This window comes from Capnocytophaga sp. H2931 (genome assembly GCF_002302535.1).
Taxonomy (GTDB): domain Bacteria; phylum Bacteroidota; class Bacteroidia; order Flavobacteriales; family Flavobacteriaceae; genus Capnocytophaga; species Capnocytophaga canis.
In genome coordinates, this window is record NZ_CP022381.1 from 664,562 (window position 1) to 682,634 (window position 18,073).

Sequence of the window (18,073 nt, forward strand, 5' to 3'; positions counted from 1 at the left end):
TCGAAAAAAGTTGTACCTTTGTAGACTATTATTACTTATAGAATACAAAAATAACTTATGAGCGAAGAACTAAACAAAAGTCAATATTCGGCGGATAATATTCAGTCTTTGGAAGGAATGGAACACGTGCGTATGCGTCCTTCGATGTATATTGGAGACGTGGGTACACGGGGTTTGCACCATTTGGTATATGAGGTTTTGGATAACTCTATCGACGAGGCATTAGCAGGACACTGCGATAGAATCACTGTATCTATTAATGAGGATAATTCCATTACTGTTGAAGATAATGGTCGCGGGATTCCTGTGGATATTCATAAAAAAGAGGGTGTTTCCGCTTTACAAGTGGTTATGACTAAAATTGGAGCTGGAGGTAAATTTGACAAAGGCTCATACAAAGTTTCAGGAGGTTTACACGGCGTGGGAGTTTCGTGTGTGAATGCACTTTCTACGCATCTGATAGCAACTGTTTTCCGTGATGGAAAAGTTTGGGAACAGGAATACTCAAGAGGGAAAGCACTCTTTCCCGTCAAACAGATAGGCAATACGGACAAACGAGGGACACGTGTAACGTTTCATCCCGATGAGGAAATTTTCCAACAAACAACGGAATATAAATACGACACCTTAGCTACTCGTATTCGTGAATTGTCATATTTAAACAAAGGTATTACCATTACCTTAACGGATTTCCGCAATAAGGATGAAAAAGGAGAATATATCTCTGAAACCTTTCATTCCGAAAATGGATTGTCTGAGTTTATTAAATATTTGGACGGAAACAGGGTTTCTATCATCAATCGCGTAATCTCTATGGAAGGAGAAAAAAATGAGATTCCTGTGGAAGTAGCGATGATTTATAACGATTCGTTCAACGAGAATTTACACTCTTATGTAAACAATATCAATACTACTGAAGGAGGAACTCACTTACAAGGATTCCGTATGGGATTGACACGTACGCTTAAAAACTATGCGGATAAATCCGGTTTGTTGGAAAAAGCAAGTAAAGATAAAAAGAATCCTATTGAAATTGTAGGAGATGATTTCCGTGAAGGGTTAACAGCGATCATTTCGGTGAAAGTAGCTGAACCTCAGTTTGAAGGGCAAACAAAAACTAAGTTAGGGAACCGCGAAGTTACATCGGCTGTTTCACAAGCGGTATCCGATATGCTGGAATCTTATTTAGAGGAAAATCCGAACGATGCTAAAACCATTGTTGAGAAAGTAATTTTAGCTGCACAAGCACGTCAGGCAGCAAAGAAGGCTCGTGAAATGGTGCAACGTAAAACCGCGATGAGTGGTGGTGGGCTTCCAGGAAAGTTGTCCGATTGCTCAGAACAAGATCCTGAAAAGTGTGAAATATTCTTGGTGGAGGGAGACTCCGCAGGGGGAACAGCTAAGTTAGGACGTGACAGAAACTATCAAGCGATTCTTCCTCTAAAAGGTAAGATATTGAATGTAGAAAAAACAATGCAGCATAAAATTTTTGATAATGATGAAATCAAAAATATATACACAGCATTGGGTGTAACCATTGGCACAGAAGAAGATGCTAAAGCCTTGAATTTACAGAAGTTACGCTATCACAAAGTGGTTATCATGTGTGATGCCGATGTCGATGGGTCACATATTACAACTCTGATTTTGACATTTTTCTTCCGCTATATGCGTGAGTTAATTGAAAAAGGGTATGTTTATATTGCTACACCTCCACTTTATTCATTGAAAAAGGGCAAGAAAGAAGTTTACGCATGGAACGAGAAAGAGCGTGACCGTGTGAGTGAGGAACTTGGAGGAGGGGCTCACATTACTCGATACAAAGGTTTGGGAGAGATGGATGCTCCACAACTGTGGGAAACAACTATGAATCCTGCTCAGCGAACGCTCCGTCAAGTAACTATCGACAACGCTAGTGAGGCTGATCGAATTTTCTCTATGTTAATGGGAGATGAAGTACCTCCCCGCAGAGAGTTTATTGAGAAGAATGCAAAATATGCAAAAATCGATGCTTAGTCATAAAAGTGTACTTATAAAAAAGGCTGTTCAGTAATTTACTAAACAGCCTTTTTTACTTTTATTAAAGGGAATGATCCTAAAATTTATACCCTATCTTGATACCTGCGTTTGGTTCAATAGCCCAAAAATACTTGTTTTCAACAATTTTTTTACCGAAATTACGTCCTATGTTTACGTATGGAGCCACAACAAACGTATCATTATAATTCCAAATATACCCAATTCCGATTCCAAAAATAAAACTATCCAGCTTAGTCGTTTCTACAACCTCCTTTTTGTCAGCATTCAATACAGTTTCTTTAAAACTACCAAAACGCTGCTTGATAAACGGATTGATATAGGGGCCTGATAAGTTATCTAAATCAAAATAGTAGTTATATCCTACTTTGATACTCGTTGCACTGTATTTTCTGTTATCTCCTTTTGGAAAGTAGGAAAAACGGTCGTTAAAAAACATTTCAACTTCAATTGATTGATTGAAGTCGACATAGCGTTCATAACCCAACTCAACCGAAGCGATAGCAATAGCGTTTAAGGCATTCAAGTTTATTTGATTCTTTGGGTAATCCTGTGAAAATGCTTTCCCTGAAAAAAGAGCCAAACATACAATAATAAGTCTTTTCATGTCTATGATAATTTTAATTGAAAGGCAAAAGTAATAATATTTTTTAGAACTGGAAATATTTTCTGTATTTTCCTGCTTTTTATGGTTTAAAATCGTATCTTTGCGCGAAACACTACTTATCAATAAATTTATGTTAAAATCATTCGTAAACTTCGTTTTTTCAACTCGTTTGATGGCGATTTTTTTCATCGTATTTGGTATTGCTTTAGGGTTAGGGACATTTATTGAGAACGACTATGGGATTGACACGGCTCGTATCTGGATTTACAATGCGTGGTGGTTCGAATTAATCATGCTTATTTTTGCCGTTAACTTTATTGGTAATATCAAACGCTACAATCTTTTGAAAAGAGAAAATTGGGCGGTTTTGGTGTTGCACCTTTCGTGGGTCTTTATTATTGTTGGTGCAGGTATTACCCGCTATATGAGTGACGAGGGATTGATGTCAATACGTGAAGGGGATACAGCCAATTTTTATGTATCTGATCGAACTTACATATCTGTATTTGTCGATGGACAACATGATGGACAACCCCTCCGTAAAAGCAACCAAACTGAAGTTCTTTTTTCACCCTATACTCGGAATTCATATCATTGGAATGATGATTTCAAAGGAAAAAGATTTGATGTTAAATACAAAAAATTTATCCGTGGAGCTAAGGAAGGATTCGTAGAATCACCTGAAGGGGCGCTATACCTAAAGTTAGTGGAATCTTCAGGAGGAACACGTCACGAACATTTTTTGAAAGATGGTGAAGTAACTAATGTTCACAACATACTTTTTGCATTAAATCGACCGACCGAAGGAGCTATAAATCTCACCATTAACGATAAACAACAATTGATTCGCACTCCTTTTGAAGGGAAATATATGACAATGGCTACTCAAGAGTTTACCCCTGTTGCTAAGGACAGTTTGCAACCTTTCATGATGCGCTCACTCTATTCACTGGAAGGTATTCAATTTGTAGTTCCAGAGTTTATGGTAAGAGGCTATGAAGGTGTGGTTGCCTTGGATGAAAAAGAAATTACTAAAGAAAGTTCGAATGCGGTAGTACTCGAAATCAATTCGGGGGACGAAAGCAAAGAAGTTACTGTCATGGGAAGCAAAGGAATTATACATCCACCAAAAAGCATCAGTGTAAATGGATTAGACTTCCATCTAAGCTATGGCTCACGTCGTGTAGAGGTTCCTTTTTCGGTAAAACTTGATGACTTTATTGCAGATAAGTATCCTGGAACAGAAAATAGCTACGCCGCTTTCAAAAGTAAAGTTACGGTAACCGATGGAAACGAAAGATTTAACTACGATATTTTCATGAATAACATTCTGAATTATAAAGGATACCGATTATTCCAAGCACAATTTCACCCCGATGAGAAAGGTACCGTATTGTCTGTTAACCACGATTATTGGGGTACGCTGATTACTTACATAGGCTATTTTTTACTCTACGGAGGGTTAATTGCTTTTATGTTTGTAGGTAAATCACGATTCATAAAATTAGCAAAACAACTTAGAGATGTGCAATTGAAACGACAAAAATTAAGTGTTCTATTATTTCTTTTAGGAAGTTCTGTAATGTTTGGGCAACATTCCGTAAGACCATCGGATGCTGAAATTGATTCGATTTTGAAAGCTACGACCGTAAGCAAAGAACACGCTGAAAAGTTCGGTGAGTTGGTAATCCAAGATTCAGGGCGTATGAAACCCGTACATACTTTCGCTTCGGAGTTAATGCGTAAGATGACCAAATTTGATGATTTTAGGGGGATGAATCCTAACCAAGCCCTGCTATCTATGATGTTGCACCCTGGAGTTTGGACACAGGTCGATTTTATTTTCGTAAAGAAACAAAATGACAGTTTACACTCATTTTTAGGTGTAGAAAAAGGTACAAAGTACGTTCGTTTTGCAGATTTCTTTGACGAAAATATGAGCTATAAATTAAGTCCCTATTTACATGAAATTTATTCAACGAACACTCCAAATCAGTTTCAAAAAGATTTTAAGAACGCTGATCAACGCATAGGTTTGATAAATAGAGCTTTATCGGGTGAAATGTTAAAAATATTTCCCTTGTTGAACGACCCTAATAACCGTTGGGTTTCAGGTGTTGAATTTCGTAGTGACAGAAGTTTGGAAAAAGATTCATTGTACGCCAATTTTATAAGCAATGCAGTGCCGATGTATTTGAGTATGCTTCGTGAATCCATTCAAACGGGAGATTATTCAAATCCTGATAAATTGTTAGAAGCTCTTAAGAAAAACCAACAAAATCACGGAGCGGAGGTACTTCCATCGGAAAGTAAGATAAAAGCCGAGATTCTCTATAATAAAATAGATGTTTTTAACCTATTGTTTCAGTGGTACTTATACGTAGGAGGAGTGATGTTCATTCTCTTAGTTGTGGATATATTTTCAAAAAAACCTTTCTTGAATATCGCGGTTCGTATATGTAAATACTTGATTTTAATTTTATTCTTACTTCATACGCTTGGTTTGATATGTCGTTGGTATATTTCAGGACATGCACCTTGGAGTGATGCTTATGAAAGTATGATCTACGTAGCTTGGGCAACTATGGGTATGGGATTACTATTTGCCAAACGTTCACTGTTGTCATTAGCTGCCACTGCTTTCGTTACATCGATGATTCTGATGATCGCACATTGGAATTGGATGGATCCTTCTATAGGTACCTTGCAACCTGTGTTGAACAGCTATTGGTTAATGATTCACGTGGCAATCATCGTCGGAAGTTACGGGCCTTTTGTATTGGGAGCTATTCTGGGAATTATTTCCATGTACCTGATGATATTTACGACCGATAAAAATAAAGAACGTATGTCATTAGCTACTCAGGAGTTAGTGATTGTAAATGAACTATCACTAACCGTAGGATTAGTCATGCTTACTATCGGAAACTTTTTAGGAGGCATGTGGGCAAATGAGAGCTGGGGACGTTACTGGGGCTGGGATCCAAAAGAAACATGGGCTTTGGTAAGCATCATGGTATATGCCTTTGTAATCCATATGCGTTTGGTTCCAGGGCTTCGTGGGCGTTGGGCGTTCAGTTTTGCAAGCACGATAGCTCTTTTTAGTATTCTTATGACTTATTTCGGGGTTAATTTTTACCTTTCAGGACTGCATAGTTATGCAAGTGGAGACAAAATCATTACGCCTTCCTTTGTTTACTATTCGGTAGCGTTTGTACTGATTTCAGGGGCGATTTCATTTTGGAAATACCGACAATATTATAAAAAATAACACTTTTTGTATTTCAAGCAACATATGTAAGTGTCTGAAATAATTAGGGTTGACATGAAATCCTGCTGTATTTTAGATTATATGTTTGAATATAAACGCATTAAAAATGAATAAACAAATCATATTCAAAGACTTAGGAACGAAAGATTATAAGGAAACTTGGGATTATCAAGAGTCTCTTTTTGAATCTATCATTGAAAAGAAACGGAAAAACAGAGCAAATAATACCAATGAACCTACATCGAATTACTTCCTTTTTGTAGAGCATCCGCATGTGTACACTTTAGGAAAAAGTGGAGATATTTCAAACTTACTAATTGATGAGGCTACGCTCAAAAAAAAGGGAGCTACCTTTTATAAAATTAATCGTGGTGGAGACATTACCTATCATGGACCTGGGCAAATTGTAGGTTATCCTATTTTAGATTTAGATAATTTTTTTACAGATATTCACAAGTACCTACGTTTGTTAGAGGAAACCATCATCTTAGTTCTGAAAGACTATGGCATTAAAGGAACTCGGAGCGAAGGTGAAACGGGAGTTTGGATAGATGTAGGTACGCCTTTTGCTCGTAAGATATGTGCTATGGGAGTTCGCAGTTCACGCTGGGTAACTATGCATGGATTTGCATTTAATGTAAATGCAGATTTGGGCTATTTCGATAATATTATCCCTTGTGGAATACGTGGTAAGGCAGTGACCTCGCTCAACTTGGAATTAGGTCAAAAAGAAGTAGCTATAGAAGAGGTTAAAGAAAAGATTATCAAATATTTCCAAGAGCTTTTTGAAGCAGAAATGATTTAAAATATCATCGTAAAGACGCAAAATTTTGCGTCTTTACGCCTTTTATTACTCCATAGAAAATTTCACTAACATTGGACGGTGGTCTGATAACACTTCGCTAAATGTGTTAAAATCTTGAATATTCAATGATTTATCTAACAAAATATAGTCAATCCGAAAAGGGAAAAAGTTAAAATTAAACGATTTTCCAAATCCCACACCTTTCTCTTCAAAAGCGTCATTTAGGTTTTCGCCTCTGATATTTCGATAAATATAAGAATAAGCAGTGTTGTTAAAATCTCCACAAACAATAGTCTTGTAGGGAGATGTGTTCTGATGGGTTTTGAAAAGTTCCATTTGCTCTTGCTGCAGTACAAACCTACGACTAATATTTTTGATAAGACGTTCTTTATCTTGATTAATCAGCTCATTTTCAGGTTTTATATGTAGCGATTCTAAATGTAAGCTATAAATACGTAGAGTGTCTTTTTGTACCCTGATGTCCACAAAAACACCATTATTGCTCGTGTTCGGAAAGTTCAATGATCCTGCATTGATTATTGGAAACCGGCTAAAGATAGCGTGACCAATATTATCTTTTGGAGTTTTAGTAATGATTTTTTTATGTGGATATCCTGCGATGTCATATTTTTTATGGTTATAAAACTCTTGAAAAACAATTATATCAGCCGATTGTTTTTGAACAAATTCAATTATTTTATCTTTTAGATTTCGGTCGGGATGCCAACGATAGTGGTTGAATAATCGTACATTGAACGACATTAAAGAAAGACCATTTCCTGCCTCGGCTGAAGTGTTTAATATCTGAAATAATCGTGTGAGAGACTCGTAACCAAACAACAAAATTACGGTTGAAAGAAGAAATATTTTCTTTCTTCTTACTAACCAATATATAGAAAATAAAACGTTTACAATCAATACAATAGGAGTTAACAAGGCTAATACTGAAATGATTGAAAATCGCTTTGGAGGCAGGTACGGAATGAGGTATGACACCAAAAGCCATAGCACAAAAAATACGTTGGTTAAAAAAAGTATTTTCTCAAAAAAGTTTAGTTTTTTGTACATTTCCGTATTTTATAAGCATCCCACAAAGATACCAAAATATTTGTAAAAGAATTGATTTTGTTAGAGAAAAAAACTACTTTTGCCGAAAAGTAGTCTATTTTTCAGAATCCAACCGATTTTTTTAAAGTCCTAAAAGTTTAATTTATAAGCATAAAAATAGTGCTTTAATGAAGTACCAATACACGAATAATAACCTTTACACCTTTACATTTAAAATATGTTTAAACGTTTTTTATTTCTCGAATGGAAATCATTTTTGCGTTCAGCTAGTTTCAGTAAAAACTTGGCAGTAAAGATTTTATTGGCTTTTTCAACTATTTATTTTATTATCATATTTTTTTCCTTAGGAATAGGACTGTATCCACTCTTGAAAGAAGCATTTCCTGAACAAAAACCGATGCTAATTGTCAATATGTTCGTAGTTTATTGGTTCTTAGCAGAATTTTTCGTTAGGTTCATGTGGCAATCACTTCCTATTATAAACGTTAAACCTTTATTAATCAATAATATAAATAAAAAAAGAATCATTCGATTTTTACTGACAAAAACTCTCTTTTCACCATTTAATTTTTTTACTCCTTTGTTAATATTCCCTTTTGGGGTGTGGAACATTTATGTAGGAGATTATTCTTTGGTCAGCATTTTGTGCTGGTGGATAGCCATTTTGTCATTGATGTTTAGTGCTAATTTTCTGAACTTTCTGTTGAATAGATATTTCTCTGACAATATCAAAAAATTGTTCCCATACGTTGCAATTGTCCTAATTCTGGTAGGATTAGAGCGTTTTGATATATTTAAAACATCTCATTTTATAGGAAATTTAATGGATATATTGCTAGAACAATTTTATTTTGTTGTTATTCCAATAGCCTTATGTTTTCTTACATACAAATTAATTTTCAATCACTTACGTAAAAGTTTTTACTTAGATAACGTATTAAAATCAAAGAACAAAACCGTAAGTACTGCCGATTTCGGTTGGGTGAGACTTTTTGGGGATATAGCTCCGTTTTTACAGCTTGATTTGAAGCTTATTTGGCGGAATAAGCGTAGTAAATCTGTTATTTGGACGATGGTGTTTTTCGTTTTTTACGGACTTCTTTTTTATCCAAATCCTGAGATAGGTAAGTCTTTTTTGTTTTCAATTTTTATTGGAATTTTCTTATCAGGAGTCTTCTTAATCAATTTCGGGCAGTTTATTCCTGCATGGGACAGTACTTATTATTCAATGCTGATGGCTCAGAATATCCCTATGAAACAGTATGTTAAGTCCAAAGCATACTTGATTTATGGCTCTATATTGTTGCTCACACTACTTACTATTCCCTACGTATATTTTGGAAAACATATTCTGCTGGTGAATTTAGCTACAGCCTTGTACAACCTTGGTGTAAACGTACCCATACTACTTTACATGGGTGCATTTAACAAAAAACGAATTGATTTGGACAAATCTACCATGATGAACTACCAAGGAATGGGAATCGTTCAATGGTTGTTAGCGATTCCTTTTCTCGTCTTTCCTTTATTGATAGGTTGGCTATGTAAATCAATCTTCGATGAAACATGGGCAATCATCATTCTTGCAGGATTAGGATTCATAGGTTTCTTATGTAGAGAATACTTTTTTGAATTTATTGCAAACAAGTACAAATCAAGAAAATACATTACCATTAACGGATTTAAACAACAAGCATAAACCTTTATGATACAAGTACATAACCTCAGCAAAACGTATAACGGAATAACTGTTTTGAATATTCCCGAACTGACTATTAACAAAGGAGAAAGTTTCGGGCTTGTAGGTAACAATGGAGCAGGAAAAACCACTTTTTTTAATCTACTACTCGATCTTATTGAACCTTCGACGGGAAGTATCACTAATCGTGGTATTCAAGTAAATCTTAATGAAGAATGGAAACCGTTTACTACTGCTTTCATTGATGAGAGTTTTCTTATCGGATATTTGACCCCTGAGGAGTATTTCTATTTTGTTGGAGAACTTCGCGGACAAAACAAAGCTGACGTTAATGATTTTTTGACGCAATATAAAGAGTTTTTCAATGATGAGATTTTAGGTTCACGAAAATATTTACGCGACCTTTCCAAGGGAAATCAGAAAAAAGTGGGTATTATTGCTGCACTTATCGGCAACCCTGAAGTTGTGATCCTTGATGAACCATTTGCTAATCTTGACCCAACAACTCAAATACGCCTCAAACGTATTATTAAAGAACTATCTGAAAATAACAATATTACAATACTTATTTCAAGCCATGATTTGCTTCATACGGTTGAAGTAACTTCTCGTATTGTAGCTCTAAACAAAGGAATAGTAGTTAAAGATATACAAACCTCTGACCAAACCTTGAAAGAATTAGAAAACTTCTTTGGAGTAGAGTGATTTAAAAGTAATCTTCGTATTTTATTACCAGAAAGACAAAAATATATGGATACCGTTAAGGCAAAAAAACACTTTGGACAGCACTTTTTAAAGGATTTAAATATCGCTCAAAAAATAGCAGATACCTTATCCCTTTCGGGGTACGAAAAGGTACTGGAAATAGGAGCGGGTATGGGAGTTTTAACTCAATTTCTATTGCAAAAAAACATTGATACACACGTGGTAGAAATCGATCGTGAATCGGTAGCTTACCTTCAAAAACATTTCCCTGAATTGGAGAATAAAATTATCGCTGCTGACTTTTTAAGCTATGATATTGCTTCTTATTTCAATCATAAGCCTTTTGCCATTATAGGAAATTTTCCATATAATATTTCTTCACAAATTGTCTTTAAAACATTAGAATTAAGAGAGTTAATACCCGAATTTAGTGGGATGTTTCAAAAGGAAGTTGCTGAACGTATTTGCGAAAAGGCGGGAACAAAAACCTACGGTATTTTGTCAGTACTTGTACAAGCCTTTTACGAAGCCGAATATTTATTCACGGTGTCAGAGCAGGTTTTCAATCCTCCCCCAAAAGTAAAAAGTGGGGTACTGCGATTAGTTCGCAAACAAAAATTTCATTTGGATTGCGATGAGAAGTTATTTTTTACTATTGTTAAGACAGGATTTCAACAACGGCGTAAAACGCTTCGCAATAGCCTTAAATCCTTTCTCAGAGATGAATCAATAAAAAATAATCCTATTTTTGATAAACGTCCAGAACAGTTGTCATGGGAAGATTTCGTATATGTAACCCAAATATTAACGTAAAAAAGGATATTTAATATCTTATCTTTAATGTTAAAGAAAAACTTAAAGATAGAAGTGTGTCCTGTATTAAAAATGACATTTTTTAGATAAGTTCTGTATTCATACAGAAGAATCAAAATTCCGTTAGAACCAATTTGTAACAGATTCTACATAAAGGAGTTGAAGAGAAGTAATCTCTAATTATGAATATATCAATAATGTAAAGATTACTTCATCATAGTTTTATACTCCATACTTTTCTATTCGTGAGAATAAAGACATCTTTCAAATGTCTTGGAAAGTCTTTTTTTGGTTACAAAAATCTTACAATTTCTTTTTCACAGCGACTTCTTGGAATGCTTCTAATACATCGTTTTCTTTGATGTCATTATAGTTTTTCACTTGTAACCCGCAATCATATCCTTTAGAAACCTCTTTCACATCATCTTTGAAACGTTTTAACGAAGACAGTTCTCCCGTGTAAATAACCACGCCTTCGCGGATAATACGTATTTTTGAATTGCGATAGATTTTTCCATCGGTAACCATACATCCTGCAATAGTTCCAACTTTTGAAATTTTGAATAACTCACGAATCTCGACCGTACCGGTAACTTCCTCTTTGAATACAGGCGAAAGCATTCCTTCCATAGCATCTTTGAGGTCATTAATTGCATCATATATAATTGAGTAAGTGCGGATATCTATCTCTTCTTTGTCAGCTAATGCACGAGCGTTCGCCATTGGTCGGACATTAAATCCGATAATAATCGCATCCGAAGCTGATGCTAATAATACATCTGATTCGGTAATTGCTCCTACTCCTTTATGAATAATTGACACTTGAATTTCTTCTGTTGAAAGTTTTTGGAATGAATCCGTCAAGGCTTCTACCGAACCGTCTACGTCTCCTTTTAAGATGATATTCAACTGCTTGAAATCTCCCAAAGCAATACGTCTGCCAATCTCGTCCAAAGTGATATGACGTTGTGTACGTACTGATTGTTCGCGCTGTAATTGAGCTCGTTTAGCTACGATTTGTTTTGCTTCACGCTCATCTTCAAACACATAGAATTTATCTCCTGCCTGTGGGGCACCATCTAAACCTAAAACCGAAATCGGAGTTGAAGGACCTGCAGTTTTTACTTTTTTACCGCGTTCGTCGTGCATCGCTCTGATTTTTCCAGAGTTTGTTCCTGCCAATACATAATCTCCAACCCGTAGAGTTCCTGTTTCAACTAATACTGTCGAAACATATCCACGACCTTTGTCCAATGATGCTTCTACAACAGTTCCTAAAGCTCGTTTGTTTGGATTGGCTTTTAACTCCAGTAATTCAGCTTCAAGTAGTACTTTTTCTAATAGTTCTTGAACGCCAATTCCTTGTTTAGCAGAAATGTCTTGCGATTGAATTTTTCCTCCCCAATCTTCCACCAAGAGATTCATTCCAGCCAAACGTTCTTTAATCTTCTCAGGATTTGCTGTAGGTTTATCTATCTTATTGATAGCGAATATAATAGGAACTCCCGCTGCTTGTGCGTGGCTGATAGCTTCTTTGGTTTGTGGCATTACATCATCGTCGGCAGCCACTACGATAATAGCAATGTCCGTAACTTTTGTTCCACGGGCACGCATCGCTGTAAAGGCTTCGTGTCCCGGGGTATCCAAGAACGTAATTCTTTCCCCACTTTCAAGTTTTACGCTGTAAGCACCAATGTGCTGCGTAATCCCCCCACTTTCTCCTGCAATCACGTTTTCCTTACGAATGTAGTCCAAAAGTGATGTTTTTCCGTGATCCACGTGTCCCATAACAGTTACGATTGGAGCTCTTGGAATCAAATCCGTTTCCTCATCTTCTTCCACAGGGATAGATTCCTCAATATCAGCGGTTACAAATTCAACCTCATAGCCAAATTCATCTGCTACAATGGTCAATGTTTCAGCATCCAAACGCTGGTTCATCGTTACCATAATTCCCAGTGACATACACGCTCCAATAACCTTATTGATAGGTACGTTCATCATCGTAGCTATCTCATTTACAGTAACAAATTCTGTTACTTTTAAGATTTTTTCTTCTTGTTCTAATTGAGCTAACTCACTTTCGGTTTTCTGACGGTGTAAGTCGCGTTTTTCTTTTCGGTATTTAGCTCCTTTCGACTTAGTAGCTTTTCCTTGTAATTTTTCTAAAGTTTCACGTACTTGTTTTTGTACTTCCTCTTCGGTAGGTTCTACTTTTGCAAAAGTTTTCTGTTTTTTATCCTTTCCTTTACCGTCTTTTTTGTCTTTGTGAGGTGATGATGAGGCTACATCATCTTTTTTGATACGCTTACGTTTGCGTTTTTTATCGCCACTTTCATCCTCTTTGGGAGCATCTGTATTGACTTTTTCCTTGTCTTTACTAGCTTTGTCTTTTTTCTTTTTCTTCTTTTTCTTATCGAATTGACTTAGGTCGATTTTTTCTCCTACAACCTTCGGCCCTGTCAATTTTTGATATTGTGTTTCGATTACACCTACTTCAGGCTCTTCCTTTTCCTGATTTTTGGCAGTATCGTTTTGGGGTTTTGAATCTTTTATAATATGTTGATTAAGTGATTGATACTTATCGTTTTGAGTGTTTTGGGATTTGTTTTTTTGAGGGAATTCTTTTTTGCTATCTTGTTTATTTTTGTTTTTTTCAAACGTAACTGACTCTTTTTCAGTAACTTCTATAACAGTTTCCTCTTGAGTAGCTACTATTTCTTGAGGCTTTTCTTCTTTTTTCTCAACAGGTTGAGGTGTATTTTCTATCTGTGCAACAGTTTCTTTTTCAGTAGATTGTTTAATTTTATCAACAACTTTTTCAGATGATTTATTTTCTTTTTTAGGCTCTAAATCAATCTTTCCTACCGTTTTGATTCCCACAACTGTACCTCGGGCTTTGATAACCTCCTGTTCTTGTTGTTTGCGTTTTTCCTCATGTTCTTTTTCTTGCTCAATTCGGATAGCTTCCCTTTCTTTTCGTTGGTCTTGAACGATTTCTTTGGAAGCCTCGCGCTTATTTTTATCAGCGTTGAACTTGTCAGAAAGCATTTTGTATGCGTCTTCCGAAATCTTTGTATTCGGATTCGACTCCACTTCAATTCCCTTATCCTTTTTAAGATAATCCACAGCTGTCTCTAAAGAAATATTAAATTCCCTTAGAACCTTACTTAATCGTATATTTTTTCCCTCACTCATATATTATATTTATTTGCTTTACGCTATAAGCGATAGGCTTAGGATTTGAACCTATGGCTTACTTTTAATTTTATGTTTTAAGCACTCCTTATGTGCCATATAACTTCGCTTTCACAGCACGGTCTATTCAAACTCGTCTTGTAAGACGCTGATAACTTCACGGATGGTTTCTTCCTCTAAATCAGTACGTTTCATTAACTCAGTGATGTCTAATTCCAAAATACTTTTAGCGGTGTCTAATCCTGCTTTTTTGAATTCTTCGATCACCCATCCTTCGATTTCGTCATCAAATTCTTCTAACTCAATATCCTCTTCGTCATCTATGCCATCTCTGTATACGTCAATATCGTATCCTGTCAATTGACCAGCCAAACGGATATTGTAACCCGCTTTCCCAATCGCTTTTGACACCTCTTCGGGTGATAAAAATACTTGAGCCGTTTTATTTTCTTCATCCACCGTAACTGAATTTACTTTTGCAGGAGCCAGTGATCTAGCAATCAACAAATTTGGATTACTTGTATAGTTGATAACATCAATATTTTCGTTTCCTAACTCACGAACTATTCCATGTATTCTAGCTCCACGAACACCAACACATGCACCCACCGCATCAATACGGTCGTCATATGAGTCTACAGCTACTTTAGCCTTGTCACCAGGAATCCGAACCACTTTGCTAATAGTAATGAGTCCATCGGCTACTTCAGGAATTTCTTGTTCAAACAAACGCTCCAAAAACACTGGTGATGTTCTCGACATAATGATTGACGGTTTGTTACCTTTTAGTTCCACTCCTTCAATCACTCCACGTACGTGTTCACCTTTTTTGAAAAAATCCGATGGGATTTGTTTCTCTTTTGGCAAAACGATTTCGTTGCCTTCGTCGTCCAAAAGGATAATAGCTTTATGTCTAATGTGATGAACTTCAGCGATATAAATTTGACCAATTAAATCTTTAAATTTACGATAGATGGTAGTACTGTCATACTCGTGAATTTTTGAAATCAAATTCTGACGCAATGCTAAGATAGCACGGCGACCCAAGTCGTTGATTTTAATTTCCTCTGATACATCCTCTCCCACCTCAAAATCAGGCTCAATTTTTTGAGCTGCCGATAATTCGATTTCTTGATTAGGGTCTTTCACTTCTCCATCTTCCACAACCACACGATTTCTAAAAATCTGTAAGTCCCCCTTATCTGGGTTAATGATTATGTCAAAATTGTCATCTGAACCATATTTCTTTTTCAAAGTATTGCGAAATACCTCTTCCAAAATCGCCATTAAAGTCTCACGGTTGATAAGTTTATTATCCTTAAACTCTGAAAAAGACTCTATTAATTCAAGATTGTCCATAATAATTTCGATTAAAATTTAATGATTACTTTCGTTTCTTTTATATCACTTAGAGCTATCTGAAGCTCTCTTTTTACAGTTATTTTCCCTTTCCCCACAGGTTTAGGCTCACGTGTTTCGGTTTCTAAAATTACATTCCCATCAACAATACCTTTAAGCAGAGCTTCATGTTTTTTACCATCATTTTTCAACACTTCCACAGTGCGACCAATGTTTTTTTGATATTGCCTCTCCAAATGGAAAGGTTCCGTAGCTCCGAATGAAGTCACTTCGATTGAAAAATCAATCTCTTCACGATCTAAATTGTGTTCCACAGAACGACTTAAGGTTATGCAATCGTCAATTCCTACGCCGTTATCACCGTCAATTACAATTCGAACGGCATTGTCGTTCGACACTGATAAATCTATCAAAAACAATGCTGGGTTTTCACTTAAAGCATTGTCTACTAACTCTTTAACCTTTTCTATTAATTTCATTTTGTATAAAAAGAGGGGACTTTATGTCCCCTCCCATCCTCGTTTATAGGTGCAAAGATACGTTTTTTTCTAAAAAACAAAAAATAAAGTTGAAATATTTTTAAAAATTGAGAACTGTATGTGCTAAAATTAGCTAAGTGTACAGTTTTCGGAAACTAAAATAAAACCAACTAAATAAATTGTTGTTGAAACCTCATTAAAAAGGGAACAACAAAGGTAACAGGAACACAAAAACGATTCCCATAATAATCTGTAATGGAGTTCCTATGCGAACATAGTCCATAAAGCTATATCGTCCTGCCTGCATTACCAACGCATTTGGAGGAGTTGAGAAGGGGGAGGCAAAGCATAAGCTAGCTGCTATGGCAACTGCAAACAGAAACGGATAGGGACTGACTCCCATACCTTCCGCGGCGTTTAAAGCAATTGGAGCAAATAAAACAGCTGTGGCTGTGTTGCTGATAAAAAGAGTAAGTAAAGACGTGCTGAAGTATACACCTGCCAACAAAGCATAAGGCCCGAAAGATCCCAGTTGATGAATCAATCCATTTGAAATTAGGGAAGCAGCTCCAGTGTTTTTAAAAGCAGTTGCCATCGGTAACATTGCTGCTATCAGTACAACGGTCTCCCAATTGATACTGTTGTAAGCCTCTTCCATATTTCGTAAACAGCCCGTGACGACCATCAATACCGATGCTACTAAAACTGCAGTGACAGTAGGGATAACGTTAGTTACCATTGCTACGACCATTGCCAACATTATCAGTGCAGCAATTGGAGCTTTTTGGTCAAGGGTTACTTTAGCAGCCTCTTTTAATGGTTGCCCTAACAAAACCAAATCATCCTGTAAATTGCCTATTTCCGCAATGTCTTTCCAAGTACCTTGAATCAGTAAAGCATCACCTGAATGAAGTTTTATGTTTTGAAAATCATCGCGCTGATATGTTGTTTGCCTTTTTATGCCTAACACACTAACGTTATATTCCTCACGAAAACGAGCTTCACGAATGGTATGATTTATCAGTTTTGAGTTCGGCATTACAAACACTTCAGCGATACCGGATTCTTGGAAATCAGAAAAAGTTCCCTCTTTATCTTCTTCGATCGTAAGTCCATTTTCTGTTGCAAAACGATGAATATTCTCCTCACTCCCATTGCAATAGACAACATCTCCATGCAAAATTAAGGAGTTGGGAGTTGCCATTATTTCTAAATATTTCTTACCGAAGCCCGAAGCACTGGTTTTGCGAGTGATTTTTGTAACAGTGATTCCGTAATTCGTGGCAATTTTCAACTCTGCCAATGATTGGTTTAGTAATGGCGTATCCTTTGGAATTTTAAATCGGAAAGCCTGATGATTCAATCGGTATTCATCGACCAATTCTTGTAATGTTTTTCCTTTTTTCGTAGAGTTTGTAGCTCCGTCTGTTTTAGTATCTACTAAATATTTACTCAAGAAAAACATTCCTATTCCACCCACTACCAGACAAATAAGTCCCACAGGGGCAAAAGAAAAGAAAGAAAGTGGCTTGTAACCTCCATGGGTGAGTACATCTTGGATAACTAAGTTTGGTGGGGTACTGATTAGTGTGAATAATCCCATACTACTAGCGAATGCCAGTGGCATTAAATAGCGAGAGGGATTCAAGTTAGCACTCGCAGCCATACTCACAACAATAGGCATCATCACCGCTACTGTACCTGTATTACTCACGAAAGCTCCAATAGAAGCTGTTACTAACATTACCAAAAAGAACAACAAATTCTCGTTATTACCTGCCAAACGAAGAATACGGCTACTTATCATTTTTGCTAATCCAGTGCGAAAAATACCTGCTCCAACCACAAAAAGCCCCACCATCATGATGACTACTGAATTTGAAAATCCTGCCAGAGCCTCCTCTGGAGAAAGTATCTTAAAAAACATCAAACACAGCAAAGCACAAACTGCTACTAAATCAGAACGTACTTTTCCTTGCATAAAAAAGAAAGAGGCTAAAGCCAAAATGAATAACGTGAGATACATCGGTGA

Annotated in this window: 12 protein-coding genes; 6 read left to right on the forward strand and 6 right to left on the reverse strand. The window is 36.2% G+C overall.

The window, feature by feature from the left end:
• Positions 1 to 57 precede the first annotated feature (57 nt).
• On the forward strand, positions 58 to 2,016 hold the full coding sequence (gyrB, locus tag CGC52_RS02815) for a DNA topoisomerase (ATP-hydrolyzing) subunit B (RefSeq protein WP_042007316.1): 1,959 nt from the start codon (positions 58 to 60) through the stop codon (positions 2,014 to 2,016).
• 79 nt (positions 2,017 to 2,095) lie between these two features.
• Here the strand turns inward: gyrB and CGC52_RS02820 are convergent, their stop codons facing one another.
• A complete protein-coding gene (locus tag CGC52_RS02820; protein ID WP_042007332.1) occupies positions 2,096 to 2,644 on the reverse strand; it encodes a hypothetical protein in 549 nt (182 codons plus the stop codon).
• 130 nt (positions 2,645 to 2,774) lie between these two features.
• On the opposite strand from CGC52_RS02820, the gene ccsA reads away from it, so the two are divergent.
• Positions 2,775 to 5,915 carry a cytochrome c biogenesis protein CcsA gene (gene ccsA / locus CGC52_RS02825; protein WP_095893381.1) on the forward strand — a complete coding sequence of 1,047 codons (3,141 nt, stop codon included), beginning with the start codon at positions 2,775 to 2,777 and terminating at the stop codon, positions 5,913 to 5,915.
• Between the two features lie 106 nt (positions 5,916 to 6,021).
• The gene (gene lipB / locus CGC52_RS02830; RefSeq protein WP_095893382.1) at positions 6,022 to 6,720 is read left to right on the forward strand and encodes a lipoyl(octanoyl) transferase LipB; all 699 of its coding nucleotides are present in this window, start codon (positions 6,022 to 6,024) and stop codon (positions 6,718 to 6,720) included.
• 45 nt (positions 6,721 to 6,765) lie between these two features.
• Here lipB and CGC52_RS02835 read toward each other — a convergent pair whose 3' ends face one another.
• Positions 6,766 to 7,788, reverse strand: a complete 1,023-nt coding sequence (locus CGC52_RS02835; RefSeq protein ID WP_095893383.1) for an endonuclease/exonuclease/phosphatase family protein — start codon at positions 7,786 to 7,788, stop codon at positions 6,766 to 6,768.
• A 217-nt stretch (positions 7,789 to 8,005) separates the two neighbouring features.
• Between CGC52_RS02835 and CGC52_RS02840 the strand changes: the two genes are divergently transcribed.
• From CGC52_RS02840 to rsmA, 3 genes are read left to right on the forward strand one after another with little or no spacing between them, the layout of a single operon-like run.
• Positions 8,006 to 9,487, forward strand: coding sequence for a DUF5687 family protein (locus CGC52_RS02840; RefSeq protein WP_095893384.1), 1,482 nt, complete (start codon positions 8,006 to 8,008; stop codon positions 9,485 to 9,487).
• A 6-nt stretch (positions 9,488 to 9,493) separates the two neighbouring features.
• Positions 9,494 to 10,192, forward strand: a complete 699-nt coding sequence (locus CGC52_RS02845) for an ABC transporter ATP-binding protein (protein WP_042344135.1) — start codon at positions 9,494 to 9,496, stop codon at positions 10,190 to 10,192.
• Positions 10,193 to 10,237: 45 nt separating this feature from the next.
• The gene (rsmA, locus tag CGC52_RS02850) at positions 10,238 to 11,005 is read left to right on the forward strand and encodes a 16S rRNA (adenine(1518)-N(6)/adenine(1519)-N(6))-dimethyltransferase RsmA (protein WP_095893385.1); all 768 of its coding nucleotides are present in this window, start codon (positions 10,238 to 10,240) and stop codon (positions 11,003 to 11,005) included.
• A gap of 303 nt (positions 11,006 to 11,308) precedes the next feature.
• Here rsmA and infB read toward each other — a convergent pair whose 3' ends face one another.
• The 4 genes from infB to CGC52_RS02870 all read right to left on the reverse strand — a co-directional run bounded on the left by infB (position 11,309) and on the right by CGC52_RS02870 (position 18,067).
• Positions 11,309 to 14,203 (reverse strand): translation initiation factor IF-2, encoded by a 2,895-nt coding sequence (gene infB, locus CGC52_RS02855; RefSeq protein WP_095893386.1) that lies wholly within the window; start codon positions 14,201 to 14,203, stop codon positions 11,309 to 11,311.
• 123 nt (positions 14,204 to 14,326) lie between these two features.
• Complete coding sequence (gene nusA, locus CGC52_RS02860; RefSeq protein ID WP_042344132.1) at positions 14,327 to 15,562, reverse strand: transcription termination factor NusA; 1,236 nt, start codon at positions 15,560 to 15,562, stop codon at positions 14,327 to 14,329.
• Positions 15,563 to 15,573: 11 nt separating this feature from the next.
• Positions 15,574 to 16,041, reverse strand: a complete 468-nt coding sequence (rimP, locus tag CGC52_RS02865; protein WP_042005424.1) for a ribosome assembly cofactor RimP — start codon at positions 16,039 to 16,041, stop codon at positions 15,574 to 15,576.
• A 196-nt stretch (positions 16,042 to 16,237) separates the two neighbouring features.
• The gene (locus tag CGC52_RS02870; RefSeq protein WP_042005425.1) at positions 16,238 to 18,067 is read right to left on the reverse strand and encodes an SLC13 family permease; all 1,830 of its coding nucleotides are present in this window, start codon (positions 18,065 to 18,067) and stop codon (positions 16,238 to 16,240) included.
• Positions 18,068 to 18,073 lie beyond the last annotated feature (6 nt).

Bases quoted from the DNA above. Each gene is read 5' to 3' on its own strand.
- lipB (WP_095893382.1), top strand. From the start codon at position 6,022: ATGAATAAACAAATCATATTCAAAGACTTAGGAACGAAAGATTATAAG.
- rsmA (WP_095893385.1), top strand. From the start codon at position 10,238: ATGGATACCGTTAAGGCAAAAAAACACTTTGGACAGCACTTTTTAAAG.
- gyrB (WP_042007316.1), top strand. From the start codon at position 58: ATGAGCGAAGAACTAAACAAAAGTCAATATTCGGCGGATAATATTCAG.
- infB (WP_095893386.1), bottom strand. From the start codon at position 14,203: ATGAGTGAGGGAAAAAATATACGATTAAGTAAGGTTCTAAGGGAATTT.
- CGC52_RS02820 (WP_042007332.1), bottom strand. From the start codon at position 2,644: ATGAAAAGACTTATTATTGTATGTTTGGCTCTTTTTTCAGGGAAAGCA.
- CGC52_RS02835 (WP_095893383.1), bottom strand. From the start codon at position 7,788: ATGTACAAAAAACTAAACTTTTTTGAGAAAATACTTTTTTTAACCAAC.
- rimP (WP_042005424.1), bottom strand. From the start codon at position 16,041: ATGAAATTAATAGAAAAGGTTAAAGAGTTAGTAGACAATGCTTTAAGT.
- CGC52_RS02840 (WP_095893384.1), top strand. From the start codon at position 8,006: ATGTTTAAACGTTTTTTATTTCTCGAATGGAAATCATTTTTGCGTTCA.
- CGC52_RS02845 (WP_042344135.1), top strand. From the start codon at position 9,494: ATGATACAAGTACATAACCTCAGCAAAACGTATAACGGAATAACTGTT.
- CGC52_RS02870 (WP_042005425.1), bottom strand. From the start codon at position 18,067: ATGTATCTCACGTTATTCATTTTGGCTTTAGCCTCTTTCTTTTTTATG.
- ccsA (WP_095893381.1), top strand. From the start codon at position 2,775: ATGTTAAAATCATTCGTAAACTTCGTTTTTTCAACTCGTTTGATGGCG.
- nusA (WP_042344132.1), bottom strand. From the start codon at position 15,562: ATGGACAATCTTGAATTAATAGAGTCTTTTTCAGAGTTTAAGGATAAT.